This is a genomic window from Paraburkholderia sp. EG287B (assembly GCF_040965595.1).
Taxonomy (GTDB): domain Bacteria; phylum Pseudomonadota; class Gammaproteobacteria; order Burkholderiales; family Burkholderiaceae; genus Paraburkholderia.
Genome location: NZ_JBFRCG010000009.1, coordinates 24,529 through 51,096, shown reverse-complemented (window position 1 = coordinate 51,096; position 26,568 = coordinate 24,529). Strand labels below are relative to the sequence as shown.

At 64.6% G+C, this 26,568-nt stretch carries 26 protein-coding genes and 1 riboswitch; of the genes, 12 read left to right on the top strand and 14 right to left on the bottom strand.

Annotation, left to right across the window (positions count from 1 at the left end; all coding sequences use genetic code 11):
• The first annotated feature begins 24 nt into the window (after window positions 1-24).
• Both AB4Y40_RS17375 and AB4Y40_RS17370 read left to right on the top strand, forming a co-directional pair.
• Window positions 25-1,155, top strand: a complete 1,131-nt coding sequence (locus AB4Y40_RS17375) for an acyl-CoA dehydrogenase family protein (protein WP_368688773.1) — start codon at window positions 25-27, stop codon at window positions 1,153-1,155.
• 44 nt (window positions 1,156-1,199) lie between these two features.
• The gene (locus AB4Y40_RS17370) at window positions 1,200-2,222 is read left to right on the top strand and encodes a CaiB/BaiF CoA transferase family protein (RefSeq protein WP_368688772.1); all 1,023 of its coding nucleotides are present in this window, start codon (window positions 1,200-1,202) and stop codon (window positions 2,220-2,222) included.
• Here AB4Y40_RS17370 and AB4Y40_RS17365 read toward each other — a convergent pair.
• The 7 genes from AB4Y40_RS17365 to AB4Y40_RS17335 all read right to left on the bottom strand — a co-directional run bounded on the left by AB4Y40_RS17365 (window position 2,219) and on the right by AB4Y40_RS17335 (window position 9,668).
• Entirely contained in the window at window positions 2,219-4,330 is a 2,112-nt protein-coding gene (locus AB4Y40_RS17365; protein ID WP_368688771.1) for a putative bifunctional diguanylate cyclase/phosphodiesterase, read from the bottom strand. The genes AB4Y40_RS17370 and AB4Y40_RS17365 overlap by 4 nt on opposite strands.
• 52 nt (window positions 4,331-4,382) lie before the next feature.
• Entirely contained in the window at window positions 4,383-5,147 is a 765-nt protein-coding gene (locus AB4Y40_RS17360) for a hypothetical protein (RefSeq protein WP_368688770.1), read from the bottom strand.
• A gap of 166 nt (window positions 5,148-5,313) precedes the next feature.
• Window positions 5,314-5,559 (bottom strand): hypothetical protein, encoded by a 246-nt coding sequence (locus tag AB4Y40_RS17355; protein WP_368688769.1) that lies wholly within the window; start codon window positions 5,557-5,559, stop codon window positions 5,314-5,316.
• 755 nt (window positions 5,560-6,314) lie between these two features.
• Window positions 6,315-6,572 (bottom strand): hypothetical protein, encoded by a 258-nt coding sequence (locus AB4Y40_RS17350; protein ID WP_368688768.1) that lies wholly within the window; start codon window positions 6,570-6,572, stop codon window positions 6,315-6,317.
• A 10-nt stretch (window positions 6,573-6,582) separates the two neighbouring features.
• The gene (locus tag AB4Y40_RS17345; RefSeq protein ID WP_368688767.1) at window positions 6,583-7,554 is read right to left on the bottom strand and encodes a T6SS immunity protein Tli4 family protein; all 972 of its coding nucleotides are present in this window, start codon (window positions 7,552-7,554) and stop codon (window positions 6,583-6,585) included.
• A gap of 101 nt (window positions 7,555-7,655) precedes the next feature.
• Window positions 7,656-9,227 (bottom strand): esterase/lipase family protein, encoded by a 1,572-nt coding sequence (locus AB4Y40_RS17340; protein WP_368688766.1) that lies wholly within the window; start codon window positions 9,225-9,227, stop codon window positions 7,656-7,658.
• 204 nt (window positions 9,228-9,431) lie between these two features.
• Complete coding sequence (locus tag AB4Y40_RS17335; protein WP_368689072.1) at window positions 9,432-9,668, bottom strand: DUF2345 domain-containing protein; 237 nt, start codon at window positions 9,666-9,668, stop codon at window positions 9,432-9,434.
• A gap of 22 nt (window positions 9,669-9,690) precedes the next feature.
• On the opposite strand from AB4Y40_RS17335, the gene AB4Y40_RS17330 reads away from it, so the two are divergent.
• Both AB4Y40_RS17330 and AB4Y40_RS17325 read left to right on the top strand, forming a co-directional pair.
• Entirely contained in the window at window positions 9,691-9,990 is a 300-nt protein-coding gene (locus AB4Y40_RS17330; protein ID WP_368688765.1) for a helix-turn-helix domain-containing protein, read from the top strand.
• Between the two features lie 106 nt (window positions 9,991-10,096).
• The gene (locus AB4Y40_RS17325; RefSeq protein ID WP_368688764.1) at window positions 10,097-11,953 is read left to right on the top strand and encodes an acyl-CoA dehydrogenase; all 1,857 of its coding nucleotides are present in this window, start codon (window positions 10,097-10,099) and stop codon (window positions 11,951-11,953) included.
• Window positions 11,954-12,070: 117 nt separating this feature from the next.
• Here the strand turns inward: AB4Y40_RS17325 and ugpB are convergent, their stop codons facing one another.
• The 3 genes from ugpB to AB4Y40_RS17310 all read right to left on the bottom strand — a co-directional run bounded on the left by ugpB (window position 12,071) and on the right by AB4Y40_RS17310 (window position 14,761).
• Window positions 12,071-13,417: a sn-glycerol-3-phosphate ABC transporter substrate-binding protein UgpB gene (gene ugpB, locus AB4Y40_RS17320; protein ID WP_321926677.1), complete on the bottom strand. Its 1,347-nt coding sequence runs from the start codon at window positions 13,415-13,417 to the stop codon at window positions 12,071-12,073.
• 214 nt (window positions 13,418-13,631) lie between these two features.
• Window positions 13,632-14,030, bottom strand: a complete 399-nt coding sequence (locus AB4Y40_RS17315) for a VOC family protein (protein WP_368689071.1) — start codon at window positions 14,028-14,030, stop codon at window positions 13,632-13,634.
• Between the two features lie 47 nt (window positions 14,031-14,077).
• The gene (locus AB4Y40_RS17310) at window positions 14,078-14,761 is read right to left on the bottom strand and encodes a class I SAM-dependent methyltransferase (RefSeq protein WP_368688763.1); all 684 of its coding nucleotides are present in this window, start codon (window positions 14,759-14,761) and stop codon (window positions 14,078-14,080) included.
• 305 nt (window positions 14,762-15,066) lie between these two features.
• Here AB4Y40_RS17310 and AB4Y40_RS17305 point away from each other — a divergent pair, with 305 nt between their 5' ends.
• A complete protein-coding gene (locus AB4Y40_RS17305; RefSeq protein WP_368688762.1) occupies window positions 15,067-16,110 on the top strand; it encodes a porin in 1,044 nt (347 codons plus the stop codon).
• A 72-nt stretch (window positions 16,111-16,182) separates the two neighbouring features.
• A riboswitch (yybP-ykoY riboswitch) is annotated at window positions 16,183-16,286 on the top strand.
• Window positions 16,287-16,463: 177 nt separating this feature from the next.
• On the top strand, window positions 16,464-17,462 hold the full coding sequence (locus AB4Y40_RS17300) for a sodium:calcium antiporter (RefSeq protein ID WP_368688761.1): 999 nt from the start codon (window positions 16,464-16,466) through the stop codon (window positions 17,460-17,462).
• Between the two features lie 18 nt (window positions 17,463-17,480).
• On the opposite strand, the gene AB4Y40_RS17295 is transcribed toward AB4Y40_RS17300, so the two are convergent.
• Entirely contained in the window at window positions 17,481-18,569 is a 1,089-nt protein-coding gene (locus AB4Y40_RS17295) for an HPP family protein (protein WP_368688760.1), read from the bottom strand.
• A gap of 164 nt (window positions 18,570-18,733) precedes the next feature.
• Between AB4Y40_RS17295 and AB4Y40_RS17290 the strand changes: the two genes are divergently transcribed.
• The 6 genes from AB4Y40_RS17290 (at window position 18,734) to AB4Y40_RS17265 (ending at window position 23,533) form a co-directional block, all read left to right on the top strand.
• Window positions 18,734-19,336: a TetR/AcrR family transcriptional regulator gene (locus tag AB4Y40_RS17290; RefSeq protein WP_368688759.1), complete on the top strand. Its 603-nt coding sequence runs from the start codon at window positions 18,734-18,736 to the stop codon at window positions 19,334-19,336.
• 46 nt (window positions 19,337-19,382) lie between these two features.
• On the top strand, window positions 19,383-20,822 hold the full coding sequence (locus AB4Y40_RS17285) for an MFS transporter (protein WP_368688758.1): 1,440 nt from the start codon (window positions 19,383-19,385) through the stop codon (window positions 20,820-20,822).
• A 208-nt stretch (window positions 20,823-21,030) separates the two neighbouring features.
• Complete coding sequence (locus AB4Y40_RS17280; protein WP_368688757.1) at window positions 21,031-21,420, top strand: hypothetical protein; 390 nt, start codon at window positions 21,031-21,033, stop codon at window positions 21,418-21,420.
• Window positions 21,421-21,549: 129 nt separating this feature from the next.
• The gene (locus AB4Y40_RS17275) at window positions 21,550-22,485 is read left to right on the top strand and encodes a LysR family transcriptional regulator (protein WP_368688756.1); all 936 of its coding nucleotides are present in this window, start codon (window positions 21,550-21,552) and stop codon (window positions 22,483-22,485) included.
• Window positions 22,486-22,522: 37 nt separating this feature from the next.
• Entirely contained in the window at window positions 22,523-23,197 is a 675-nt protein-coding gene (locus AB4Y40_RS17270) for a response regulator transcription factor (RefSeq protein ID WP_324155931.1), read from the top strand.
• A 63-nt stretch (window positions 23,198-23,260) separates the two neighbouring features.
• Window positions 23,261-23,533, top strand: a complete 273-nt coding sequence (locus AB4Y40_RS17265; RefSeq protein WP_368688755.1) for a hypothetical protein — start codon at window positions 23,261-23,263, stop codon at window positions 23,531-23,533.
• A gap of 138 nt (window positions 23,534-23,671) precedes the next feature.
• On the opposite strand, the gene AB4Y40_RS17260 is transcribed toward AB4Y40_RS17265, so the two are convergent.
• From AB4Y40_RS17260 to AB4Y40_RS17250, 3 genes are read right to left on the bottom strand one after another with little or no spacing between them, the layout of a single operon-like run.
• Entirely contained in the window at window positions 23,672-24,400 is a 729-nt protein-coding gene (locus tag AB4Y40_RS17260) for a response regulator transcription factor (RefSeq protein ID WP_368688754.1), read from the bottom strand.
• A 33-nt stretch (window positions 24,401-24,433) separates the two neighbouring features.
• Entirely contained in the window at window positions 24,434-25,864 is a 1,431-nt protein-coding gene (locus AB4Y40_RS17255) for a sensor histidine kinase (protein ID WP_368688753.1), read from the bottom strand.
• A gap of 6 nt (window positions 25,865-25,870) precedes the next feature.
• Window positions 25,871-26,545: a response regulator transcription factor gene (locus AB4Y40_RS17250; protein ID WP_368689070.1), complete on the bottom strand. Its 675-nt coding sequence runs from the start codon at window positions 26,543-26,545 to the stop codon at window positions 25,871-25,873.
• Window positions 26,546-26,568: the final 23 nt, after the last annotated feature.

Below are 26,568 nucleotides of genomic sequence, written 5' to 3'. Positions count from 1 at the left end.
CACGAGACACTGGAGACATTCCCTATGCGCACTGTATTCCGTGACGATCACGAGATTTTCCGCGAACAGGCCCGGCGCTTCATCGAGCGCGAAATCGTGCCGTTCCATCATCAATGGGAACAAGAAGGCATCGTGCCGAAGTCGGTCTGGCGGCGAGCGGGCGAGGAAGGGCTGCTGTGCTGCACGATTCCCGAAGAGTACGGCGGTGGCGGCGGCGACTTCGGCCACGCGGCCATCATGATCGAGGAACTGGCGCGCGTGAATGCGAGCGGCATCGGCTTTCCGCTGCATTCGGATATCGTCGCGCCTTATATCTTCGCGTACGGCACCGAGGCGCAAAAGCGCGAGTGGCTGCCGAAGCTCGCGCGCGGCGAGCATATCGGCGCGATCGCCATGACCGAGCCGGGCACCGGCAGCGATCTCAAGTCGGTGCGCACCACCGCGCGCAACGACGGAGATCACTACGTCATCAACGGCCAGAAGACCTTCATCACGAACGGACAGAATGCGAGCCTCGTCGTGGTGGTCTGCAAGACCGCGCCCGAACTGGGCGGCAAGGGCGTTTCGCTGATCGTGGTCGAAGAGGGCACGTCTGGCTTCAGCAAGGGCCGCAAGCTCGACAAGATCGGCCTGCGCGCGCAAGACACGTCCGAGCTGTTCTTCGAGGACGTGCGCGTGCCCGTCGCGCAGCGGCTTGGCGAGGAGAACCAGGGCTTCTCGTACCTCATGCGCGAGCTGGCGCAGGAGCGGCTCGTGATCGCGGTGCGCGCTGCCGCGTCGATCGAGGGCATGCTCGAGCGCACGATCCGCTATACGCGCGATCGCAAGGTGTTCGGCCAGGCCATCTTCGACTTCCAGAACGCGCGCTTCAAGCTCGCGCATGCGCGCGCGAAAGCGGAGATGGTGCGCACCTATGTCGATGACTGCATCGCGCGGCACCTGCGCCGCGAGCTTTCGCCCGTGGACGCCGCCATGGCGAAGCTCAACGCGACCGAACTGCAGAACCAGCTGCTCGACGAATTCCTGCAACTGCACGGCGGTTACGGCTACATGTCCGAGTACGTGGTGGGCACCGCGTGGGTCGATGCGCGCGTGATGCGCATCTACGGCGGCACCGACGAGATCATGAAGGAAATCATCGCGCGCACGCTGTGAAGGCGCGTGAATCGGCACACCAGCAAGCAGGCAGGAAGGCACACATGATCAAACCTCTGGAAGGCGTTACCGTCGTGGAATTCGCGGGGCTGGGCCCCGCACCGTTCTGCGGCATGCTGCTCGCACAAATGGGCGCACGCGTGATCTGCATCGGCCGCGAAGGCGCCCCCGCGCCATCCGGACCGCTCGCGCGCGGGCGCGAATACGTCGCGCTCGACCTCAAGAGCCGCGACGACATGGCACGCGCACTCGATCTGATCGCGAGCGCCGATGCGTTGATCGAAGGCTTTCGCCCCGGCGTGATGGAGCGGCTCGGGCTCGGCCCGCAAGTGTGCCGCGCGCGGCGCGCCTCGCTCGTCTATGGACGCATGACGGGTTGGGGGCAGACGGGGCCGCTCGCGCACACGGCGGGCCACGACATCAACTACATCGCGATTTCCGGGGCGCTACATGCGGTGGGTCTCGCGGGCGGCGAGCCCGTGGTGCCGCTCAATCTGGTCGGCGACTTTGGCGGTGGCGGCATGCTGCTCGCGTTCGGCGTGGTGGCGGCCATCCTGCGCGCGCGTTCGACGGGCGAAGGCTGCGTGGTCGACGCCGCCATGACCGACGGCGCGGCCATGCTCATGAGCATGATGTACGGCTTCTACGCGGCGGGGCACTGGCAGGACGCGCGCGGCACGAATCTGCTCGATGGCGGCGCGCCCTTCTATCGCACCTATCGTTGCGCGGATAACCGTTACATCGCCGTGGGCTGCATCGAGCCGCAGTTCTACGCGGCGTTCATGAAAGGGATCGGCGCCGAAGACCTGCTCGAACTGCCGCAGCGCGACCGGGCGCACTGGCCGCGCGTGCAGGAACGCATCGCCCAGGCGATCGGCACGCGCACGCGCGACGAATGGACCGCCGTGTTCGAAGGCAGCGACGCGTGCGTCACGCCGGTGCTGAGTCTTGCGGAAGCGCCACTCGATGCGCACAACACGGCGCGCGGCGCGTTCGCACAGAGCGGCGGCGCGTGGCAGCCGCAATGCGCGCCGCGCTTCGTGGACTACGGCAACGAGGGCGTTTAACTGCGCACCGCGCCCACGGCTGCTTCGTCGTCGGCGAGCAGCGACAGCTGCCCGCTCGCCACGATTTGGCTCAGCGGCGCCGGGCGGCCGAGCAGATAGCCCTGCACTTCGTCGCAGCCTTCGTCGGCGAGCAGCGTGAGCTGCGCCTCGGTTTCGATGCCTTCGGCCAGCACCGGAATGCCGAGGCTCTTGCCGAGCGCGAGCACCGCGCGAATGATCGCGGTGGCCTGGCGGCTCGACTCGGCCTCGCTGATGAACGACTGGTCGAGCTTGATCTTGTCGAACGGGAACGAGCGCAGCGTGTCGAGCGACGAGTAGCCGGTGCCGAAGTCGTCCAGCGCGATATTCACGCCGATGGCCTTGATTCGCTGCAGCACGTCGAGCGAGCGCTCGCGATCCGCGAAAATGGTCGTCTCGGTGAGTTCCAGTTCCAGCCGCTCGGGCGCGAGGCCGGTCTCGACCAGCACTGTCTCGACGAGCTTCGGCAGGTCCGCATGCGAGAACTGCACCGGGGAAAGATTCACGGCCACCTTGTAAGGCGGCACCCACGAAACGGCACGTGTGCACGCCTCGCGCAGCACCCAGGCGCCAATGCCGAGAATGAGGCCATTCTCTTCGGCGAGCGGGATGAATTCGGCGGGCGAGATGAAGCCAAGCCGCGGATGCTCCCAGCGCAGCAGCGCTTCATAGCCGCAAATTTCGCCGCTCGCGATCGAGGTCTGCACCTGGTAGTGCACGCTCAGTTGCCCGCGCGAAAGCGCCTCGCGCAAGTCGTGCGTGAGCGAGCGGCGCGCCCGCGCGATCTCGTCCATCGCCGGCTCGTAGAAGCACACCGACTGCGCCAGGTCCGCCTTCGCGCGATACATGGCGAGGTCGGCGTTGTTGATGAGCACGGTCTTGGTGGTGGCATCGTCGGGGTAGATGGCGACGCCAAGGCTCGCGCCCGAGAGCACTTCGGCGTCGTCGTAGCGCACCGGCCGGTACAGCGCGGTTTCGAGGCGCGAGAGCAGATCGCCGAGTTCCTCGCGCGAGGCGAAGCGCGTGAGCGCCACGAACTCGTCGCCGCCCACGCGCGCCACGAACTCGCCTTCGCGTATCAGGCTCGAAAGGCGCCGCGCGAGAATGCGCAGCACTTCGTCGCCGGCATGATGGCCGTGCAGGTCGTTGATTTCCTTGAAGCGGTTCAGGTCGATGCCGATGAGCGCGAGCTTGCGCGTGTCCTGCGTACGCGCCAGTTCGGCGTCGATGCGTGCGTTGAAGCTCGCGCGGTTGGGCAGGCCGGTGAGCATGTCGCTCATCGCCATCGTGCGCAAATGCTCGACCGATTCGGCGCGCACGCTGTCGTCGAGCAGAAAGCTCACGCAGCCCGCGCCCGCGATCACGAGCGCCATGCACGCCACGGCGAGCGCGAGCGCATGTAGCGCGGCGGGATTCGAAAAGTGTCCGTCGATCGGCATCGGCACGACCTGGAACGCGGACATGCCGGTGAAGTGCAGCGCGGCGATGGCGAGGGCGAGCACGCCCGCCACGAGGCGCGCGGACGCGGCGGCGCTAGCCTGCGCGCTGGCCGCGTCCTCCTGCTGGCGCTGCGTGGCCACGCCGGCGAGATGCAGTGCGAGCGCGCTGATCGCGACGGCAAACACGAACGACAAGGCGATCCCGATGCGATTCCAGATCACGATGCCTTCCACGCGATACGCGAGCATGCCCGCGTAATGCATGAGCGCGACCGCCAGCCCGACGATCGCGCCGCCCAGCGCGGGCGCCGCGCGCGTGAGACGGTTCGCGGCCTGGCTCGTGGCGAGCAGGAATCCAGCGAAACTGCCCACGAGCGCGATGAGCAGCGACGTGATGGTCAGCACGGGGTCGAAGGCGATCGGTACGCCCGGCTCGAAGCCGAGCATGGCGACGAAGTGCGTGCACCAGATATCGGCGGCGGCCACGACGGCCGCGATGAACGACCAGCCCATGCGCTGCAGCGAACGCGCGGCGAACGCGCGCAGGACGAGCCGCGCGGTGACCCACGAGCCCGCGGCGCAGATCAGCAGCGCGACGAGGACGAGCCACAGGTTGTGCTTGTAGACGATGCAGCCCGCCACGCTCATCATGGGAAGATCTCCTTGTTCACCACTCGTTCACCCCGGACGTCGCACGACATTATCACGACAATGCGACGAGGCCGAGCACCTCTCGCAGCTTCGCGCTCGTCGCGTGCAGCGACGACGACGCGGCGGCCGCTTCGTTCACCAAAGCGGCGTTGCGGCGCGGGGTGTCGTCCATCTGCGCGACCATGGCGTTGACCTGCTCGATGCCCTGCGCCTGCTCGTGGCTCGACGCCGTGATCGCGCCCATGATGGCGGCCGCGCGCAGACGATGCGCGAGCACGACCTCGACGGCCGTTTGCGCGACCACGTAAGCGGCAGGCAGCAGCACGCGCGGCAGGTTCGCCTCGCGCGTGCAGTACACGGCGAAGTTGAGCGCCTGCAGCCGGTCGAACGCGAGGTGATGCACCGCGAAGAATCCCGCGGCGAGCACGATCGGGCGCCAGTCGCGATAGACGAGCAACAGGCCCAGCAGCACGAACACGCCGAAATGGAATTCGGTGACGCCATGCGCCGCCTGGATATGCAGCGCGACGAGCGCGGCATTGGCTAGCGTGAGCACGACGCGCGAAAGCGCGGTGCCGCGCGCGCAGAAAAACACGAAGCTGCCAGCGCCGAGGATCAGCGCAGCGCCTACGAGCGCGAGTTGCGGCTCGTAATAGATGAAGCCGATCAGTACCGCCGCGATAGCGGAGAGGACGAGCGTGGAATACATGACCGCGTCAGCGGCGCGCGCGACGTCGTCGAGCGCACGAATGGCCACACGCGGTTGCGAGCCGGACGGTCGAAACGACTGCGCGCGACCCGGCGAATCTGCCAGCATGAACGACACTTGGATCAGGAAAAAAAGTTGCAGGTAGGCGTTAATGCGGCGGCGGCTGGTGGACCTTGATGCGCCTGAAGGGTTTCGGCTGCAAAAAGAGCCGCCTAATGGCGTCGGCGCGACTCGTTGGCGGGCTCGACAGGAAAATCGGGACCCGCGCACGAGTTTACGGCAGCAAATCAATAAACTTCAGGAAACCCTTTACGGGACAAGTATTTGCAAACGTTTGCAGCGATTTGATCGCACTTCCTCTTTGTATTTGGCTCGAGCCCCAGTTATTTGAGCGTGTGAAACGTGTATTGACGACGTGCAAGATCCGGAAGGCGCGTCCGTCTTCGCCAAGTGATTTGATGATCGCCCGCTGACCGCGCGCTTCAGCCACTACCCGCACCACACGCTCTTCGTAACGCATCAACACACCGATCTTCGGGCAGGCCGCCTTCCGCCGACTGCATCCTGTACGACTCGTAACTTCACGCCGGACTTGCGGACAGCATTCACAGGGGCCGGCGGATTGCCGGGCCGCGCGTCGCGGAAACTGCCGTGCTGCACTGCCCGGACCGGACTCGTTCCGCCGCAGGAATTCGAGTTCCTGCGCCTGTGCAGCGTGGCTCGCCCGCATTGCATCAAATCGCCCGTCCAGCATAACCGTCTGATGGCAGCGAAAGTCCCCCGGTTGTGTCTGCGGGGACGGGATCTCGGCCTGCGCGCGCTAGATCTCGAGGAGCGCGCGTTTCTCTGCAGCCTGGTACGACCATACCCATTGCCTGCTCCCGGTCGCCAGCGACTCGTCCGTGTCGACCATGCCCGGTTGCATCAACTGGACCTTCAACCCCAAGTCTGGTGGCAACGAACGTACCGCTTCCGCGACCGCGTCGGTCACCTCGCTGAACGCCCGTGCGAGGAGATACCGTCGGTGCTCGTCGTCCTTCCTGAACCGGATCCTATCCTTGTTTCTGTCAGGCGACTCGAACCAACGCGCGTTGACCGGGGCCGTGTCGGGCTTCAGAGCCGTCCGCGCTTCAAGCTTGACTTACCCGTCCAGCAATATTCCAATCGCGTCTTCGCTCGCCTCACTGGCAAACCTCGCGTGGTCGCAGCAAGAACGCCGAGCGGACGACTGGCCTGCGCAAACACATCGGTTACTTATTTTTCACGGGCGTTGTTTCACACGATGGCGTCCAGCCGGCGGCCCTCGTAAAAGCTGTAGCGCCGCAAGAGCACGAATGCGGCGACGACGCCGAACGGATAAACCGTCACGCAGGTCCAGAACCAGAACGTCTGGGTCGGTTCGCCCTTTGGCCAGACAAACAGCACGACGAAAGCGCCGACGATCAGGAAAGAGACAATTGTCCAGCGCAGGCGCGATGGTGGGGTGTCGGGCACTGGCTCCTCAGGTGGCAGGCTTGCGAAGTCAACTGGCATTGGCACTTCCTCAGAAACCGTTCGGGCGCGGACGAAGCGTGCGGGACACAATATCCCACACGGCGACGGCTTCGCTCTCGCTCATGGACGCAGCCTTGATGCGATCCTGCATAAAGGCATTGGGCGAACCCGTATTAAAATCCATCGTCAGCAACGGCGACTGCGCACTGCTCGTCATCGAGTTCGCCTCAAGGGTAAACATGCTCCCTGGCACCTCCAGATCTGTCTCCCCAACGATGAGCCATTCTTCAGCATCAATTCCTTGCAACTTGACGGCACCTTTCCGTATGGCTCGCCCCTCCTTCATGGACCTCAGGCCGGCATTGATCTGATCACCGCGCTGCAGGAGCGTGTTGGGTTCACGAATGCTCGAATTGCTCTCGAGTCCAAGACTCACGTCCCGGTTGTTGGGAAACACAAACTGTGCCCCGACATCTTCCTTGTCTGTTGCTTTTCCAGGAAGAAAGGCACCAAGAAAACAAAGTCCAGGTTCCGTGGGTATTTCATCCTCGCTGCGCCAGCGGAGTCTTTTGACAAGGTCGAATATGAGAGCGGTTTTCACCGGAACATCGTTTTTTACGTCCAACGCCTGGATATAAGGCTTATTTGTCTGATCGGGGTGGAGGTAGTCACTGCCCTCGATTCCAAGTTTGAATCGATACCCATGATCCCACTTGTATGCTTCGAAAACGCGATTCGCCGGTCCATCACTCAAGTTCCCTCGATAGACAAAATAGTGTGTATCCGGACCATCGATCGCGTCATCGGCATAGAGAAACGGATACGGGTCAATGCTCTTCGTTCCCCGGAGTTCCGTCTTCCGGCTCGCGATCCCCTGCAGATACGCTTCATGCGTCATTGCTTCCGAATCGATCATCACGCCTTGCACCGTCGCATCGCCCGACACCAGCACATCGGCCGGCATGTCAATCAGATACCGCCCCACGCAATACGGTTTCAGGTTCTGGGTCAGTTCACTCATGTGATGTTTCTCCTGCTCGGTCAAGGGGGCCAGCTGGCGTCCGCACGCGGAAACGACCAGCAATGGAAGCAATAAAAGCCATTTGTTTGTTCGGAGGGTCATCACTTGTATTCCAGTACGGTACCCTTGACGTTGGAGACAATCCTGGTGACGGCCCATAGTGCGAAGTACTGCTGTGGACGGTTCTTGTACGCACCCTCGTGGTCAACCCCCGGGTAGGCCACACAGGCCTGCACACCGGATTGCCCCGCAGGCGCGCGACCGGACCGGATCGGTACCGTTCCATCGCCGTTTTCAGCGGGGGGCATCAGGTTATATTGCATATTGACGGGATTGCCTCCACTGCGCTGGAGAAGCGACTGGCTGCCAGTCCCGCTGTCCTGTAGTCCCTGTCCATTTTCGAGGTGGTCGACTTTTGCATATGAATCGGTCCACTTCAGTACCGGATTCAGCTTGCTCTCCCAGACCACATCACCCCATGTCTTATGCTTCTCATCGTTGCCATAGAACGCATAGGTGGCGCGATGAAACTTCCCGCGCATCGCTTCATGGAATGGCCGTACCTTTTTGTTTATTAAGGAAACGTATGCGGCCCAATCCGCATCGATGTTTTTCTTCGCCGGATCCATCGGATTGATCAGCTTGTCATTGATGAGACTCCACCACTGCCCACGTTGCAGGTATACCTCCGCGTAGGGATCGGTCACTGGCAGTGAGGTCTGTTCCTTGCCGTTCCGCAGTTTGAGCCACCCCATCCCATACTCCACGGCCGGAAGCAGTTGCAGCGGTCCCGGAGACTGCGCAAAAACCGGTGTCATCGTGGAATTGTCCGGCCCGAGGACTGGGCCAGCAGACCCCTCGCTGCCGGTCGTGACACGCTTGTAGGCTGTTGCTGACCCCGTTGTTGGCATCACACCGTGGACGATCCCGAGTACCTTGTCACGATGCCCATCGACTTCCGAGTAATACCGCGCCACTAGCCCACCCATGGAATGGGTGACAATAATGACTTTCTCGCAGAGCTTGTTCTGCTTTTTGTAGTAGTCGGTAAATTCCTTGATCTTGGCCGCAAGATGTTTTGCCGAGTCCGAGTTGGATTGCAGCCAGTTGTATCCGACTGCGTGAACCGGCATGGAATACTTGTATGACAGCGCAACTTCATCGTGTGACAGCACACTCACGCCCGGTGCCTCGGCCACGAGTTCTTTCATGAGGCCCGCCCGGAAACCTGCCTTGCACTCATTCGCATCATTCAGTGCATTTTCCAGGAAGGGAAGGAACGTTCCATAACTCATCTTCGCCACCGTCCCCCAGCCTCGCCGGCGCAATTCCGCCACACTCTGCGCGGTCCCGGACGCAATATCACCACCTTCGTAGACATCTGTAGTCTTCGGATCGACCTTTTGCTTCCGGGTCTCCGGGCCGCGCCATAACCATGCCTTCGCGGCACCCGCGCCACCGTTGACCAGCCAGACGGGACTTCCCTTGTTTATTCCTTTAATCGCTATGAGGTTACTTCCCATGACCCCCGGAACGAAGATCACGGGAATAACCCGATTGGGGACCATGTAGCACACAGCAGTGCTGTCGTCAGGCTTTGACATGACGGAGGTGTAGTGGGCAGATCCGTCGTCCGCTATGGTCGCCGGGACGATACGTTCAGTTGTGGCCATGTCCAGGATTTCCCTTTTTGAAGCAAATATGCGCTTGCCGAGTTATGTATTCGGTCGGGATCATGCTGATTAATCTTCAATCCGATGGCGTACGCTTTCAGCAGCCAATCCGCGCTGCAGCCCAGTCTTGCCCGATGCATCTGTCCTGCCCTGGATAACGCTGCCGTCGTCGCGAATAATCGAGAACTTCTGGTTGTAGACCGTTCATCGCTGAAGGGCCACTTCAAGGTGTACTCGTCGTCGAAAGGCGCATGCTTCCCCGGTTTCCGCGAGTGAACTGTGCCCCTGGCGGCTGAAGGCCGTCGATTTGGTAGTCTGGTTACCTTTCGTTCCATCCTCGATACCAGTCGATGAAATTTGGACGCACGATCCACCGCATTTTAGAAGGAGCTCTTCCTTTGCCTCGATAGTGACACGTCCATTGGTACTCCTGATTTGCATGTTCTTGTCGGAAATCAAGGCCATGTCGTCGCTCTGTGACTGGAATCACGGAATCGGCAGTGCGCGTCTCCTCACCGACGTGTGCTGCAGCGCTGATACAAGTCTTCCTTCATCGGACGACTTTCGCGAACAGTTGGGAACCAGCTTCGTTGCCTGGCGCGAGCAGGCGTGCCTGATCGAGGCCGTTGCCCGGCTGAACCGGGGCGAGTCGGTCACGCGCGTCGCGTATGAACTGGACTACGGCAGCCCCACGGCGTTTTCGACGATGTTCAAGCGCGTCATGGGCGTGTCACCGCAGCGATACCTCAGCGGCGAACCGTAAGGCCGCGCTGGGTCGCTGCGTCGCTGGAGAAACTACCAATAGCACGATCGTACTATTTTAGGTACGCTAGGCGCCTTCTCCTCTCAAGATGCGAGACCGTTCCGCCATGTCGCTGATCCTTTCCCGCCGCGATCTGAACTTCCTGCTCTACGAATGGCTCGATGTCGAAAGCCTCACGCGCATTCCGCGCTACGCCGACCACACGCGCGAGACCTTCGACGCCGCGCTCGACACCTGCGAGAAGATCGCCACCGACCTCTTCGCGCCGCACAACAAGAAGAACGATCAGCACGAGCCGCACTTCGACGGCGAAACGGTCACGATCATCCCCGAGGTGAAGACGGCGTTGCAGGCGTTCAGCGACGCAGGCCTGATGGCCGCGGGCCAGGACTACGAATACGGCGGCATGCAGTTGCCGCTCGTCGTCGAGAAGGCGGGCTTCGCGTGGTTCAAGGGGGCGAACGTCGGCACGAGCGCCTATCCGTTCCTCACCATCGGCAACGCGAACCTGCTGCTCGCGCATGGCAGCGCAAAGCAGATCGACACCTTCGTGCGCCCCGAACTGGAAGGCCGCTACTTCGGCACGATGTGCCTTTCCGAGCCGCAAGCGGGTTCGTCGCTTTCGGATGTCGCCACGCGCGCCGACTTCGAATGCGACTCCGCGCTCGGCGCGCAATATCGTCTGCGTGGCAACAAGATGTGGATCTCGGGCGGCGAGCACGAGCTGGCCGAGAACATCGTGCACCTCGTGCTCGCCAAGATCCCCGGTCCCGACGGCAAGCTCATTGCGGGGGTCAAAGGCATCTCGCTGTTCGTCGTGCCGAAGTACCTCGTGAACGAGGACGGCTCGCGCGACGAACGCAACGACGTCGTGCTAGCGGGCCTCAATCACAAGATGGGCTATCGCGGCACGACAAACTGCCTGCTGAATTTCGGCGAGGGCACGCGGCACACGCCGGGCGGCCGGGCGGGCGCGATCGGCTATCTCGTGGGCGAGCCGCATCAGGGGCTCGCATACATGTTCCACATGATGAACGAGGCGCGCATTGGCGTCGGGCTCGGCGCGACGATGCTCGGCTACACCGGCTATCTGCATGCGCTCGATTACGCGCGCAACCGTCCGCAAGGGCGTCCCGTGGGCGCGGCGGGCAAAGATCCGGCTTCGCCGCAGGTGAGGCTCGTGGAGCACGCCGACGTGCGCCGCATGCTGCTCGCGCAAAAGAGCTATGTCGAAGGCGCGCTCGCGCTCAACCTCTGGTGCGCCAAACTCGTGGACGAAGCGGGTGCCGCCAGCGGCGCGGAACGCGAGCCGCTCTCGCTGCTGCTGGACCTGCTCACGCCCATCGCGAAGAGCTGGCCTTCGCAATGGTGTCTCGCAGCCAACGATCTCGCCATCCAGGTGCACGGCGGCTATGGCTACACGCGCGAGTACAACGTCGAACAGTTCTATCGCGACAACCGTCTCAATCCGATCCACGAAGGCACGCACGGCATTCAGGGGCTCGACCTGCTCGGCCGCAAGGTGGTCATCAAGGACGGCGCGGCGCTCAAGATCTTCGTGGCGTGCGTGCAGGCCACGCTCGAACGCGCACACGCTTCGGGCGCGGCAGACGAGGCCACCCACGCGAACGCGCTCGCAGCCGCACTCGAGCGGCTCACGCAAGTCACGGGGCAGTTGTGGGCAGCAGGCGACCCGGCGGTGACACTCGCCAATGCTTCGGTGTACCTGGAAGCGTTCGGCCACGTGGTGCTGGCCTGGGTGTGGCTCGAACAGGCGCTCGTGGCACGCGCGGCACTCGCCGCGTCCAATGGAACGCACGGCGAGGAAGCGGACTTCTATCGCGGCAAGCTCGCGGCCGCCGCCTACTTCTTCGCCTGGGAGTTGCCGAAAACCGGCGCGCAGTTCGATCTGCTCGCCTCGCTCGATCGCACCACGCTCGACATGCAGGACGCGTGGTTCTAAAGCCGCAATCACAGAGCGAAAGTAAAACGCCCCAAAAGACCGGACTCGCGTCGGCCTTTTGGGGCGCTGCCCGATACCTCGCCCGAGGCATCGGATCACATCACATGCGTTGGACCGTCAGTTCGCCGCCTGCTGCTCGAAGCGCCTGAGCAGATCGTTGCCGCGCGAGTTGGCCGAATCGAGCGCCTGCTGCGGCGTCTTCGCGCCCGTCCAGACCTGTTCGAGTTCCTCGTCCACGATCGTGCGGATCTGCGGCATGTTGCCAAGGCGCAGGCCCTTGGTCCACGGCAGCGGCGGCTTGTTGAGCATCTGTTTCGTGGCCGTGTCGGCGCCCGGATGCGACGCGTAGAAGCCCTGTTGCTGCGTGAGTTCGTACGCGGCCTTCGTCACCGGCAGATAGCCCGTGTCCTGATGCCACTTCGCGGCCACGGCCGGCGAGCTCAGGTACGCGAGGAACTTCGCCACGCCCTTGTAGACCTCGGGGTTCTTGCCGCCCAGCACCCACAGGCTCGCCCCGCCGATGATGGCGTTCTGCGGCGCGCCCTTCACGCTCGGGTCGTACGGCATCATGCCGGTGCCGAACTTGAACTTCGCATACTGCTGTACGTTCGCCAGCGCGCCCGACGAGCCCATCATGATGCCGCAGTCGCCGCTATAGAACTTCGCGGTGGCTTCATCCTTGCGGCCCACATAGGTGAAGGTGCCCTGCTTCGCCATGTTCTGCAGGAAGGCGATGTGCGCGACCTGCAGCGGCTTGTTGATTTCGAGTTGCGCATCGAGGCCGTCGAAGCCATTGTTGCGCGTCGCGATCGGTGCGCCTTGCCACGCGCTGTAGTTCTCGATCTGGATCCAGCCCTGCCAGCCGGTGGTGAAGCCGCAGCTCATGCCCGAGGCCTTGAGCTTCGCGGCCGCTTCGGCGACTTCGGGCCAGGTTTTCGGCGGCGCGTCGGGCAGGCCGGCCTTCTTGAAGGCGTCGCGATTGTAGTAAAGCACGGGGGTCGAGCTGTTGAACGGCATCGACACCAGATGGCCCGTCTTCGCGTCGCTGTAGTAGCTCGCGATGGTCGGCACGAAGGCCTTTTCGTCGAGCGGTACGCCGGCGGTCTTCATCACGTCGTACACGGGCAGCACGGCCTTCTTCGCGTTCATCATCGTGGCGGTGCCGACTTCGTACACCTGCAGGATGGCGGGCGCATCGCCGCTGCGATAGGCCGCGATGCCGGCGGCGAGCGTCTGGTCGTAGGTGCCCTTGAAGACGGGCACGATCTTGTATTCGCTCTGCGACGCGTTGAATTGCTCCGCGATCGCGTTCACGCGCTCGCCAAGCTGGGACTCCATGGCATGCCAGAACTGGATTTCCGTGGCAGCATGCGCGGCTTGCGCGCCGCCTGCCAGCACCACGGCGGCGATCAGCGCGCGCAAGCGGCCGCGCGAACCCGCGCGTTGTATCTCGTGCTTTTTCATCTGGGTCTTCTTCCTGTTATTGATCGTTGTCCCTGCACATGCGCGCGTTGAGGCGCGGCGCGGGACTTTGGTTCAGGACTTCGATTTTCGACTTCGATACATCGGGCCGTCCGCCGGCGGTCGCTCGCACGCGCGCACGGCACCCTCGGCCCAAGGCAGCGCAAGGGTAGCACAGCGATTGGGACGCCCGTGTGATGGCTCGTGCCGCGGCGTATCAATGGTCCACGGCATCGTGGCAACAGACGCAGAGCTTGTTGCCTTCGGGGTCGCGAAAGTACGCGCCGTAGTAGTTCGGGTGATAGTGCGGGCGCAGGCCGGGCGCGCCTTCGTCGGTGCCGCCGTGCGCGAGCGCGGCGGCGTAGGCGGCGTCGACTGCCGCGCGCGAAGGCGCGAGCAGCGCGACCATCTGGCCGTTTCCGGGTTGCGCGGCGTTGCCGTCCCACGGCCGGCCGACGAGGAAGAGCGGCCGCGGCACGCCCGGCTCCATCCAGCCCGCCCACGGGTAGTCGGGCTCGCGGAATTTCAGCACGAAGCCGAGCGCCTGCATGAGCGGGGAATAGAACGTGAATGCCTGCCCGAAATCGTTCACGCCGATGTACACGTGAGAAATCATCGCCATCGTCTTTGTCTCCTCGTTTGCAGCGGCGCGCGGGGGCGGTGTCAGCCGCGCCGTTGCGCCATGAACAGCACGGAAGCGGGCTTGCCGCTGCGCGGGTCGAGCGGCTCGCGCAGCGCGCGCAAGTCGAGGCCGCTCATGTCGAGCAAGGCGATCCAGCTTTCGAGCGTACGAAAGTACCACGGCGGCGCATCGCGAAACGCACTGCTGAATCCGGCCCACGATCCGGCGCGCCAGCCGTCGACATAGGGTTCGTCGCCGCATGCCACGAGTGGATGCAGCGTCTGCACGATGAGCGTGCCTTGCGGCGCCAGCAACGTGGGCACCGCGCGCAGCAGAGCATCGACACTGGTCGAGCCGATGAGCGAGAAGTTGCACACCACCGCATCGGCGCGGCAGGGTAGTGCGCCCTGCGCGACCTGCTCGTAGGTTAGCAGGCGGCAGTCCGTGAGCCCCGCCGCGCGCGCAGACTCCACGAGTTCGGGCACCGCGTCGACGCCCGTGACGGCGACGCCGCGGCGCGCGAGCGCCAGCGCGAGCCAGCCTTCGCCGCAGCCGAGATCGATCACGCTGCGCGGCGCGCACGCGAGCACGGCGTCGAGCACCGCTGCGTCCGTCACGAGCCGGCGGCTCGCGATCTCGCCACCGCGCACGGCCGCGATCCAAGGCGTCGCGTTGCGCTGCCATGATGCGAGGACTTCGGCGTCGGTGCGGATATCGCGACTCATGGGTCTCCTTGTCAACGCAGATCGTGGTTGTGCCACCGAAACGCGTATTATGCGCGCCGCCGGAGACCCGGAACGGCGCGCCAACTCGACGGCAGGAGGACCGGTGTCGCGAATTACGAACTGAAGAACGGCACGCAGAAGCCGGCCGGCCCGACGCAATCCCCGGGACCGTTGGGCTGCGGATGCAGGTTCGCGCATCCTGAGAAGGCAGCGGCGACCGTAGCGCACAGAGCAGCGCGCAACACATAAGAAAGCATGCGTGATTTCATGAATGAGATGGTGTGAGCCGACGTTGACTTGCCGCGATGCGCGGCTCGGGCGGGACGTTCCAGATGATGTCCGGCAACATGTCGCCGAACCTCTGGGGCCTGCGCGGCACCGAGGACCTCGGCAACGGCCTCTCGGCGATCTTCAAGCTCGAAAGCGGTTTCAACGTCGACAACGGCAAGCAGGGCCAGGGCGGCCGCCTGTTCGGCCGCACGGCCATGGTCGGCCTCAATTCGAGCACTGCGGGCAGCGTCACGCTCGGCCGCCAGTACGACCCGCTCATCGACCTGCTGCAGCCGCTCACCAACGACGGCGCATTCGGCTCCGCGTTCGCCACGCCCGGCGACATGGACAACTACGACAACAGCTACCGCACCAGCAACTCGATCAAGTATGCGAGCCCCAACTTCGGTGGCCTGCAGATGAGCGCGATGTACGCGTTCGGCGGCCAGCCGGGCAGCACCGGCGCGGGGCAGACGTGGGCCGTGGCGGCCGCATACAACCATGGTCCGTTCGGCTTCGGCGCGGGCTATTTCAAGGCCAACAGCAACGGCGGCACGGCCGCGACGTTCGACGGCCTGAATCCGAACAACGACGTCAACGTGGATTCCGCCGCCATTACGGGCGGCTTCGTCTCCGCGAATTCGCTGCAGATCATTCGCGCGGCCGGCGACTATACGTATGGGCCGGTGACGGCGGGCCTCGCGTACAGCAATGTCGAGTACGCGAACTACCAGAGCGCGTACGGCGCGAACAGCAACACGAAGTTCAACACGGGCCAGGCGTTCATCAACTATCAGGTCACGCCGGTCGCGCTCGTGGGCTTCGGCTACAACTACACCAAGGGGCACGGCAACGGCGTGGACGCGAGCTACAACCAGTTCAGCCTGGGCGGCGACTACTTCCTCTCGGAGCGCACCGATATCTACGCGCTCGCGGGCTACCAGAAGGCTTCGGGCAAGACGATCGACGCCGATACGGGCGAGTTCGTCAACGCGGTCGCCTCGTTCGGCGACTTCGGCAACGATGCAAGCAACGACGAGCAGGCGATGGTCATGGTCGGGCTGCGTCACAAGTTCTGATTCGCGTTGTGCGAGGCGCGCGCGGCGGGCACGCTGGAAATCGCTCGCCGCCATGAACTTCGGCTATAATCGCCCCCTGTCTTAGGGGAGTAGTCTGCAACGCCGGCTTTGGCGTTGCGCCGCCGTCAACATAATTGGTGCCCCTGCACCATGGCGCCGGCAGCCGTATTGCGGATCATTGCAGCGAATCGCTGCAATAGCGCGGCCTGACGAGACCTATGACGTTTTCCCTTTCACCCGGGCCGGGCGAAGGGATACGTCATGGTTTCGGTGCCCGGCTCGCACATCACGGCAATAACAATGACTCGTCTCGCCCCCCATCACCCCCTCATTTACGCCACGGGGCGTTCGTCATGATCTTGACGTTCGCCTTGCTCGTTGCCGCGGCCGGCATCATCTACCTGTCCTGCGAGACCTTCGTCAATAGCGTCGAGTGGCTCGGCCACAAGCTCAAGGTCACGCAAACCGCCACCGGCACGATCCTCGCCGCATTCGGCACCGCGCTGCCCGAGAGCGTGGTCACGCTCGTTGCCGTCGCTTTCGGCGGCGATCCCGCGCACAAGGAAATTGGCGTAGGCGCCGCGATTGGCGGGCCGCTCGCGCTCAGCACGATCGCCTATGCCGTGGTGGGCTTCGCGTTGCTTGCGACGGCGAAGCGCGTGGGCCGCGAGCGCGCGGCTACCGTCGACGTCAATACGCGCCGTCTGCGCCGCGACCAGCTCTGGTTCCTCGCGATCTTCGTCGCGAAGATCGCGCTCGGGCTCGTGGTGTTCAGCTTCAAGCCGATACTGGGGATCGCGTTTCTCTCGGCCTACGCGTTCTACTGCTGGAAGGAGCTTTCCGCTGAAGATAGCGGCGAGGTGGAAGCCGATCTCGAGCCGCTGAAGCTGCGCCCGCACGACGACAATCCGGCCATGGTGTGGATTCTGCTGCAGACGCTGGGCGCGCTCGCGGTGATCTTCGCGGCCTCGCATCTGTTCGTGCAGCAGATCGGCGCCGTGGGACCGTGGCTTGGCCTGAGCCCGCAGTTGACCGCCGTGTTGTTCAGCCCGATCGCCACCGAGCTGCCCGAGATCATGAACGCGATCATCTGGGTGCGCCAGGGCAAGGAGCGGCTGGCACTGGCGAACATCAGCGGCGCGATGATGATTCAGGCCACTATTCCCACGGCGTTCGGCCTCTTCTTCACGCCATGGCATCTCGGCACGCCTTCGATTCTCGCGGCCGTGACGACGATGGTCGCCATCCTGTTCCTGCAGTGGGCGTTTCGTGCGCCGAAGGTACGCAGCCGTCAGCTCACGCATGTCGGCTGGCTCTATGCGGTGTTCGCGGCGTTGCTGTTCGTGGTGTGACGCGGCCGGGCGCCAGGCTCAGGCTGCCGCGGCGGCCTGGGCGGTGCCCGCGTGGTGATGGAGCCAGCGGATCATGTCCGAATGCCTGACCACGCCGACCAGCCGCCGCGCATCGTCCATCACCGGAATGTCGTGGTAGGCGTGCTCGATGAAGATCGGTACCAGATGCGCGAGCGGCGTGGCCCGATGGACCGCGTGCACGCCGGCCGCCATCACGGCTTCCACCGTTTCTTCCACGCGCGCCGACTCGCGCAGCACCGCGCGGCGCAGCGAGTTCCAGATACGCTTGAGGCCAGCCGCCGGTGCGAGGTCGCCGAGCGCGTGATGCGTGACGACGCCGACCACGCGATCCATCGCATCGACCACGGGCAGCGTCGAAGCACCGTGGCGGCGGAACATCTCGTGCGCCGCCCGCGCGCCCATGGTCGCTGGCACGGCGGGACAGCCAATCGACATGATTTCCTCACAAGTTAGTTGTTCGAACGACTTTTGCGGAAAATCCAGCGGCTCGAGCAGATGTTGCGAGAGCGCGGCGAGCGGCGCGGCAGCGGCTTCCGGCGTGGGACGAAACGCTGCGCGCGGATAGCGGTGCCCGGTCAGCGCGTGGAAGGCGAGCGCCGCACTGAGCAACGCAAAGGACTGGAACACGATCGGCGCGAGCACGAAGTGAAAGCCGAGCGCATGAACAGCGGGGCCGCCGAGCACGGCGGTCAGCGCGACCGCGCCTGAAGGCGGATGCACGCAGCGGCACAGGAACATCGCGCAGATGGCAAGCGCCACCGCCACGGAAGCCGCGGCGACCGGCGACGCGATCCATTGCGCGCACGCCACGCCCACCAGCGCGGAGACGAAGTTGCCGCCGAGAATCGACCACGGTTGCGCAAGCGGGCTGTCCGACGCGCCGAACAGCAGCACCGCGGACGCGCCCATGGGCGCCACGAGCAGCGGGATGTCGCCCGCCGCGCCGAACATCACATGGGTTGCGAGTCCCGTGAACGCGATGCCGATCAACGCTCCGGCACAGCGCCGCCCCCGCTCGCGCCATTGCGGCGCGGCCGGGTTGGGCACGAAACTCGTCAACCATTCGATGAGCGCGATGCGGGACATAGCTGGGGCGGGCTGGTCGGTATGTCGGCCAGATTACCGACGCGCGCCGAATATCAACAATTGATATTTCTGTGCGTACATATAATTCATCCTGTATGCATGTTTGGATTCGCGGCGCGTGTTTTTTCTCGGCAATTCGGAATCGTTTGGTCTAGAATAACGACATGAAACCCGATACCCGTTCTGGCCCCGGCCGTCCACGCGAATTCGACGAGCAGGAAGCCGTGCAGAACGCGCTAGAGGTATTTCGCGCGCGCGGCTATGCGGCAACGTCGCTGCCCGACCTGATCGAAGGGACGCAACTCTCGCGCGGCAGCCTCTACAAGGCGTTCGGCGACAAGCACCAGCTCTTTCTCGCGGCGCTCGACTTCTACACCGAGCGCGGTATCGCTCGGCTCACGCGCAACCTGCGGCACGCCTCGGCGCGCACCGCGCTGCGCGAGGCGCTGCGTCATTACGTGCGTCTTTCCGCCGGCCTCGAAGGGCTTGCTGGCTGCCCGGTGACAGCCGCCGCCACCGAGTGTCTGCCCTTCGACGCCGAGGTGAAAGCCCGCGTCACGGACATGTTCACGCGCATGCAGGCGCTGCTCGCCGGCGCGATCCGGCGTGGCCAGGCCGCGGGCGAACTGGCCGCCGACCAGAATGCCGACGATCTCGCGCGCTTTCTGCTCTGCACGATCGAAGGCATGCGCGTGCTGGGCAAGACCGACGCCGGCGAGAATGCGATGGATGCAATCGCTGAAATCGCGCTCGGCGCCATCCGCTAGTTTTTTTTGCTTAATTAGGAACTGAATGATTCCATATGGAGGCCGCATGACGAACCTTTCGACTGTGGAAATGCCGCCCACGCGAGCGGGCGCGCGCACCTGGTGGGCGTTGACGGTGCTGCTGATGGGCACGCTGTTGCCGCCGCTCGACTTCTTCATCGTCAACGTCGCGCTGCCGTCGATGCAGGCCGACCTGCATGCCAGCGCCGACATCGCGCAGCTGGTGATTTCGGCCTATGCGGCGACCTACGCAATCTTTCTCATTACGGGCGGCCGGCTCGGCGACCTGTACGGACGGCGACGCATCTTCCTCGTAGGGATCCTCGCGTTCGCAGCGGCTTCGGCCGTGTGCGGGTTCGCCAGCTCGCCCGCTGCGCTGGTGACAGGACGCATCCTTCAGGGCGCCGCCGCGGCCGTCATGGCGCCTCAGGCGCTGGCGTCGATCCATGCGCTCTTTCCGGCGCACCAGAAGGGGCTTGCGCTCAGTCTCTTTGGTGCCGCCTATGGGATCGCAGCGGTCGCCGGCCAGGCGCTCGGCGGCGTGCTCGTTTCGGCCAACGTGTTCGGGCTCGGCTGGCGCAGCATCTTTCTCATCAACCTGCCTGTCGTGATGGCGGCCGCGCCCGCGGCGTACTGGCTCGTGCGTGAAAGCCGCTCGGACCACCCCGCGAAGCTCGATCCCGGCGGCATGGTCCTGCTCGCCATGGCGCTGGCTGCGCTCGTCGTGCCGCTGATCGAAGGCCGCGAGCGCGGCTGGCCGGTCTGGACGTGGGCGTTGCTGATTGGCGCCGCGCCCCTGTTCGCGATCTTCTGGCGCTACGAGGCGCGCGTCGCGTCCGCCGGGCGCGATGCGCTCGTGCCGCCCGTCATCTTCGCCGCGCCTGGTCTCGTGCGCGGGCTCGTTGCCACGCTCTTCTTCTATTCGCTCGCACCGTTCTTCATGATGTTCGCGATTTACGTACAGCGTGCGCTCGGGCTCGCACCGCTCGAAGTCGGCTTGCGTATTCTGCCACTGGGCGTCGGCTTTCTGGTCGGGCCGCTGCTCAATCCGCTGATCGCGCGACTTTTCGGGCATCGTTCGGCGGCTGCCGGCATGGCGATCGAGGGCTGCGGATTATTTTGGACTGCCATGCTTGTTCACGACGAACATCTGCACGCGCTGAACGCATCGCTCTTTCTGATCGGTTTCGGCCAGGGCGTGGCGCTGCCCGCGCTCGTCAGGCGCAATGTCGAATGTGTCGATCGACGCTGGTCCGGTCTTGCCGCCGGGCTCGTCAGCTCGTTCTTGCAGGTGAGTGCCGCGCTCGCCGTGGCGCTGCTCGGCGGCCTGTTTTTTGCGCTTGCCGGGCCGGATGCGAGCAGCGCGCAGGTGGCTCGCGCGTTCGCGACGACCGTTGCGATCATCGGCATGCTGCTTTTCGTTGCAGCGTTTCTCGCCGGCGGCCGCAATAATCCCGTGCCGCAATTGCGCAAACAACACGTATGAAATACGTGCTTCGATTGCGCCTGCGTGAAGCGATGGCCATGCATCGGGACGCGTGACTAACACGGCCTGTGCGCCATGCCGCTGTGACGGGAAAGCGGATCGTCGCTTTCTAAATTTGTTTTCATCTGGAGTGCGCCGCAACTTAAAGCATGCGTTCCGATTGGGCACCGATAATGCCTTCCAGTTTCAGCACTGCGAGGAACGCAACATGCAAAAGCCGATGTCGATCGAACTCGTCAACGAATACGGCCAACACGCGGTGTGCGTGAAGGTCAGCGGTCAAACCGCCCTGCTCGATGCGCCCGATGTGGATGGCCTGATCGAAGAACTCAGCAAGCTGCGCGCGCTCATGCAGCCAGCCGTACCCGAGCAACCTTTGCGCTCGCATCAGTATGTGCTCGAGATCGATCCGAGCTGGTACACGGAACGCAATCCGCTCTTCGACGGCACCGTGGTGTTTCTACGCCATACCGGCCTTGGCTGGGCGGGTTTCGCCATTCCTACCGAAAGCGTGCATCGGCTCAAGGCCGCACTCTCGGCCCACGAAGCCGCCGCGCAGCACGAAGCGCATGCCTATGCGCAAGCGCTGCCCAATTAGGCGCGCTGCCGGCCCACTCATTCTTCCCGTCTGACCACGCACGTAGAGTGGATGAAACGTCGCCGCCATGCGCCGCGTCGATGCCCACGCTCGCCCTCTTGGCGGCGCGTCAGCGCAGGACTATCGCCCATGAACCAGCTCCAAGCCATGCGCGTCTTTACGCGCGTCGTCGATCTGAGCAGCTTCAACCTTGCCGGCAAGCAGCTCGGCATGTCGGCCGCGGCCGTCACGCGCAGCGTCGGCATGCTCGAAGCGCACCTGAACATGCGCCTCCTGAACCGCTCCACGCGCAGCCTTTCGCTCACCGAAGCCGGACGCCTCTATCTCGATGGCTGTCGCGCCGTGATCGAGAAGCTCGATGAAGTCGAATCGGAACTCGTGCGCGCCACGCGCGACCCTAGCGGCGTACTGCGCATCGCCGCGCCCGCCGTGTTTGCAAGCTCGGGACTGCCCGCGGTGCTCGGTGCGTATCGCGCAGTCAACCCGCGCGTGGAATTCGACGTGACGGCGTACGACACGCACATCGACCTGATCGAAGGCGGCTTCGACGTCTGCTTCGCGACCGACCGCCAGAGCGTGAATGCCTCGCTCGTGAGCCGCAAGCTCACCTCGATCGAGGAGATGCTGGTGGCCACGCCCGCCTGGCTCGCGCGCCACGGCATGCCGCGCGATCCCGCCGACCTGGCCGACCACGGCCTGCTCGCGGTTTCCGATGCGCCGCGCCACTGGGAGTTCTCGAACGCCGAGGGCGTGCAGCGCATCAACGTGAACCGCCCGATGACCGCCAACGGCTACGCTACCGTGCGCGCCGCCGCGCTCGCCGACATGGGCATCGCGCTGCTGCCGCTGCCTCTCGTCGCCGACGACCTCGCGCGCGGTGCGCTCTTGCCCGTGCTCAACGCGTTCGACGTGAACGGCGGCGTGCAGCACATCTCGATCGTCTATTCCGGCCGCAATTACCTCACGATGAAGATCCGCAGTTTCATCGACTTCGCCGTGGAGCAGTTCCGCACGCACGTGGCGCAGACGCGGTCCGCGCCGGCGCCGCTGCGCGCGGTTGCCTGATGCGGCTTTCTGTTCTCTTCGTCACACGTGTAAAGCTATGCCCAGAATACTAACCATTGAAGACGACGCCGTTACCGAGCGAACCGTCGTGCCCACGCTCGCCTCGACCGGCTTTACCGTCGACGTTGCCCGCTCGGGCCGCGAGGGCATAGCGATGGTGATGGCGGGCGACTATGACGTCGTCGCGCTCGAGCGGCGCCTGCCCGATCTCGACGGTCTCACGATCGTCACCACCATGCGCGGCGTGGGGATCGAAACACCGGTGATCGTGATGAGTTCGACCACCGGTGTGGAGGAGCGCATCCAGGGCCTGCGGGCCGGCTGCGACGACTACCTCACACGGCCGTTTTCGATCGACGAGATGTCCGCCCGTGTCGAAGCGCTGGTGCGCCGGCGCACGCGCCCCACGACGACGGAAACCGTACTGCGTGTGGGCCCGCTCGAACTCGATCTCGTCAAGCGCCGGCTCAGTTGCCGCGACAAGGTGCTGCGCCTGCGCCCCACCGAGCTGCGCGTGCTCGAATTCATGATGCGCCATGCGGGCCAGGTGCTCACGCGCACCATGATCTTCGAAGGCGTGTGGGGCGGCCGCTTCGACCCGGGCACCAATCTCGTCGACGTGCACGTGGGACGCCTGCGCAACCGCGTGGATACACCGGGCCAACCCTCGCTGATCCGCACGATACGCGGCTCGGGTTATCTGCTCGGCTGACGCGATCCTCAACATTTCCGCCGTTCTTTCTGCTTCCATTGGACTAGTTACATGGAGGCTCTCATGATCATCGCTGCGCTCGCCGGTGTCGTCACCGCCACGTCCGCTTTTGCACAGACTTCGGCACCCGCAGCCGGCACACAGGCCAACCAGCCCGCGGCAGCCACCCAGGTCGCGGCGAACGACACGGCCCCCACCGTTGCGCCCGGCGGATGGGTACCCCCTTATGGGCAACCGGTCCATGAAAAGACGCGTGCCGAGGTGTACCACGAGCTCGTTCAGGCGGAGCAGGACGGTCAGCTTGCGTACCTGAACTCCACGCTCTACGCGCATTGAGCACGACAGGCGGGGTTTTTCAGGCACAGGTGAACGGCACGCGCTCAGCGTGCCGTTTGCTTTTCGATGTTAACAAACTCACGCGTCCGGGCGCGGATAGGTAACCGGTTCCCACAAACGGTTACCTCAACGCGCGCATCAGTCGAACGTCGGCAAGGTCAGTTGATAGCCGTAGCGGCTGATGGTGTGGATGCGCATTTCGATGCCCTCGCGCGCGAGCTTGCGCCGCAGCCGCGAAACGACGAGGTTGACGGTCGAAGCGTCGATGTCGTCCTTCTCGGGCCACGCGTAGCGGATCATCTGGTCGCGCGGCACGGGCACGTTGGTTTGACGCAGCAGGCATTCGACGAGCAGGTACTCGCGGCGCGTGAGCTCCGCGCGGCGCGCACCCTCCACGATCTCGCGCGTACCGGCATCGAACTGCGGCGCGTTCTGGACGGGCTGTGCGCCGCTTGCGGTCGGCGCGGACTGTACGCCCTGCACGACGACGCCGCACGCCGCCGTGGTGCGCAATAGCGCGTGCATGCGCTCGTGCATTTCGATGAACGAGAACGGGTGGTGAAAGCACGCGTCGGCGCCCGCGCGCAGCACCTTCGAGCGCTCGCTCGCGTTCGCTTCGATGCCGAGCACGGCGATGATCGTCGCGCCAGCCGCGACCCTGGCGAGCCAGGGCAGGATGCCGTGCAGCGCAGGCAGCAGCGCGCTGTCGAGCGCCACGACGATCACCGCATCGAATGGCTCCTCTCCGGCGACGAAAAGCCCGTCGCGCAGGTCTTCCGCACGCTGCAAGCTGTGCGCGCTTTCGTGCAGGGCCTTCTGGAGCCAGGCGCCTTCAGCGTGATTCGGGGAGATAAGGAGGATGCGCATGACGGCGAGAGTCCGACGGCCGGACGGGAGGTGTCAGGCGAGCGAGCGCGGCCAGCATTCCACGCTCATGCGCGTACCCGGGCCGCCAGGCTTTTCGCCCGCCAGTTCGCGCGCGTCGTCGATACGCAGCGTGAAGTCATGGACGCGCATCACCGCGGCCACGACGCAAAGCCCCAGGCCCGAGCCGGCGATATGACGCACCGCCTCGCCGCGATAGAAGCGCTGCAGGACCGCCGCGCGCTCGCCAGGCGCAATGCCCGGACCGTTGTCCGCCACTTCGAGCAAGGGGCCGAGCGGCGTCGAGCGCAGCGTCACGCTCACCACGCCGCCTTGCGGCGCGAACTTGATGGCGTTGTCGATGAGATTGTTGAACGCCTCGAACAGCAGCGCGCGGTCGCCGTGAATCTCGGCGACGGGCTCGGCCGCGATGCGCCATTCGAGTTCGCGGCTCTCGGCGAGCGGCTCGTAGAGGTCGGCGAGTTCCTGCACCAGTTCGTGCAGGTCGACGGTCGCGAAGCCGCCGCGTCGTTGCAGCGTGCCGATCTCGGAGATGCGCAGCATCGCGCGAAAGCGTTCGAGCAGCTGGCCGGTTTCGGTGCGTGCCTGATCGAGCAGCACCGCACCGGCGGCGTCGCCGCGCACGCTGTCGCGCTCGGCCACGCGCGCGAGCAGTGTGTGCAAATGCACGAGCGGCGTACGCAGGTCGTGCGCGATGCCATCGCAAGCGCCCTTCACTTCGCCCATCAGCCGCTCCACTTCGTCGAGCATGTGGTTCACGAGATGGGCAAGCATGTCGAGTTCGTCGTCGCCGCCCACGGGCAGGCGCCGATCGAGGTCGCCGCGCGCGATGCATTCGGTCACCCGGCGGATTTCGCGCACGCGCCGGATCTGGCGCATGCCGAGCACGAGGCCGCCCGCCGCGGCCGCAAGCAGCGCGAGCACGGCACCTGCCGCGAGCGTGCGCACCATGATCTTGCGAATGCGCAGCACGCTCGTCATGTCGCGCGCGACGACGAGGCGCAAGCCGCTCGGCCGCACCTCGCCCATGGCGCGGACCACAGGCGATACGTCGCGATCGAGCAGCTTCACCGTATGGGCGTGCGTGCTGCCTTCGCGCGTGTAGGTCAGGTGCGGCGGCGGTGCGAGCAGGTCGCCCGCGACATAGCGGCCGTCACTCGTAAAGAGTCCACAATAATTGACGTGCATGCGCTCGTGTTCGAGCCGCTGATGAATCGCCTCGGGCAACTGCGCATCGGGAATCGAATCGAAATAGATGAGTTGCCAGCCCATGATCGAATCGGCATCGCGCTCGATCGTCGTACTCGCGGTCCACGCAATGAAGCCGACCAGCAGCGTGAGAAAGACGCCGAACAGCGCGGTGTAGGCGCACAGCCAGCGGAACGTCGTGGTGGGCCAGCGCCGGCGCAACGGCGCGGACGCGGCGGAAGAAGAACGACTCGACAAAGCGGTTTATCCGAGAATGTAGCCGGAGCCGCGCACGGTCTGAATGAGCGGCGGCACGCCCGGCGGATCGATTTTCTTGCGCAGACGGCCCATGTGCACGTCGATTAGGTTGGTGCCCGGATCGAAGTGGTAGCCCCATACGGCTTCGAACAGCATGGTGCGGGTGATGGTCTTGCCTGCATGGCGCATCATGAATTCGAGCACGCGATACTCGGTCGGCAGCAGCACGACTTCTTCGCCGTCGCGGCGCACCTTGCGCGAAATCAGGTCGAGTTCGAGCGGCCCTACGCGCAGCGCGGCCTCGCGAGCGACGCTTGCGGCCTGGCGGCGGCGCAGCAGCACCTCGAGGCGCGCGGTGAGTTCCTCGGGGTCGAAAGGCTTGGTGAGATAGTCGTCGCCGCCCGCGCGTAGGCCGCGCACGCGTTCGTCTACATCGCCGAGCGCGCTCAGCATCAGCACCGGCGTCTGAATGCCGACCGTGCGCATGGCCGTGAGGATCGACAGGCCGTCCACGCCCGGCAGCATACGGTCGAGCGTAATGGCGTCGTATTCGTCGCTCATCGCGCGCGCCATGCCGTCGCGGCCGTTATCGACCCATTCGACCGCAAAGCCGCGCTGCGTCAGCTCGCTGACGATCTCGTTGGCTGTGACGGCATCGTCCTCCACCGTCAAAACGCGCACCTGACTCATCTTTCTCGCACTCC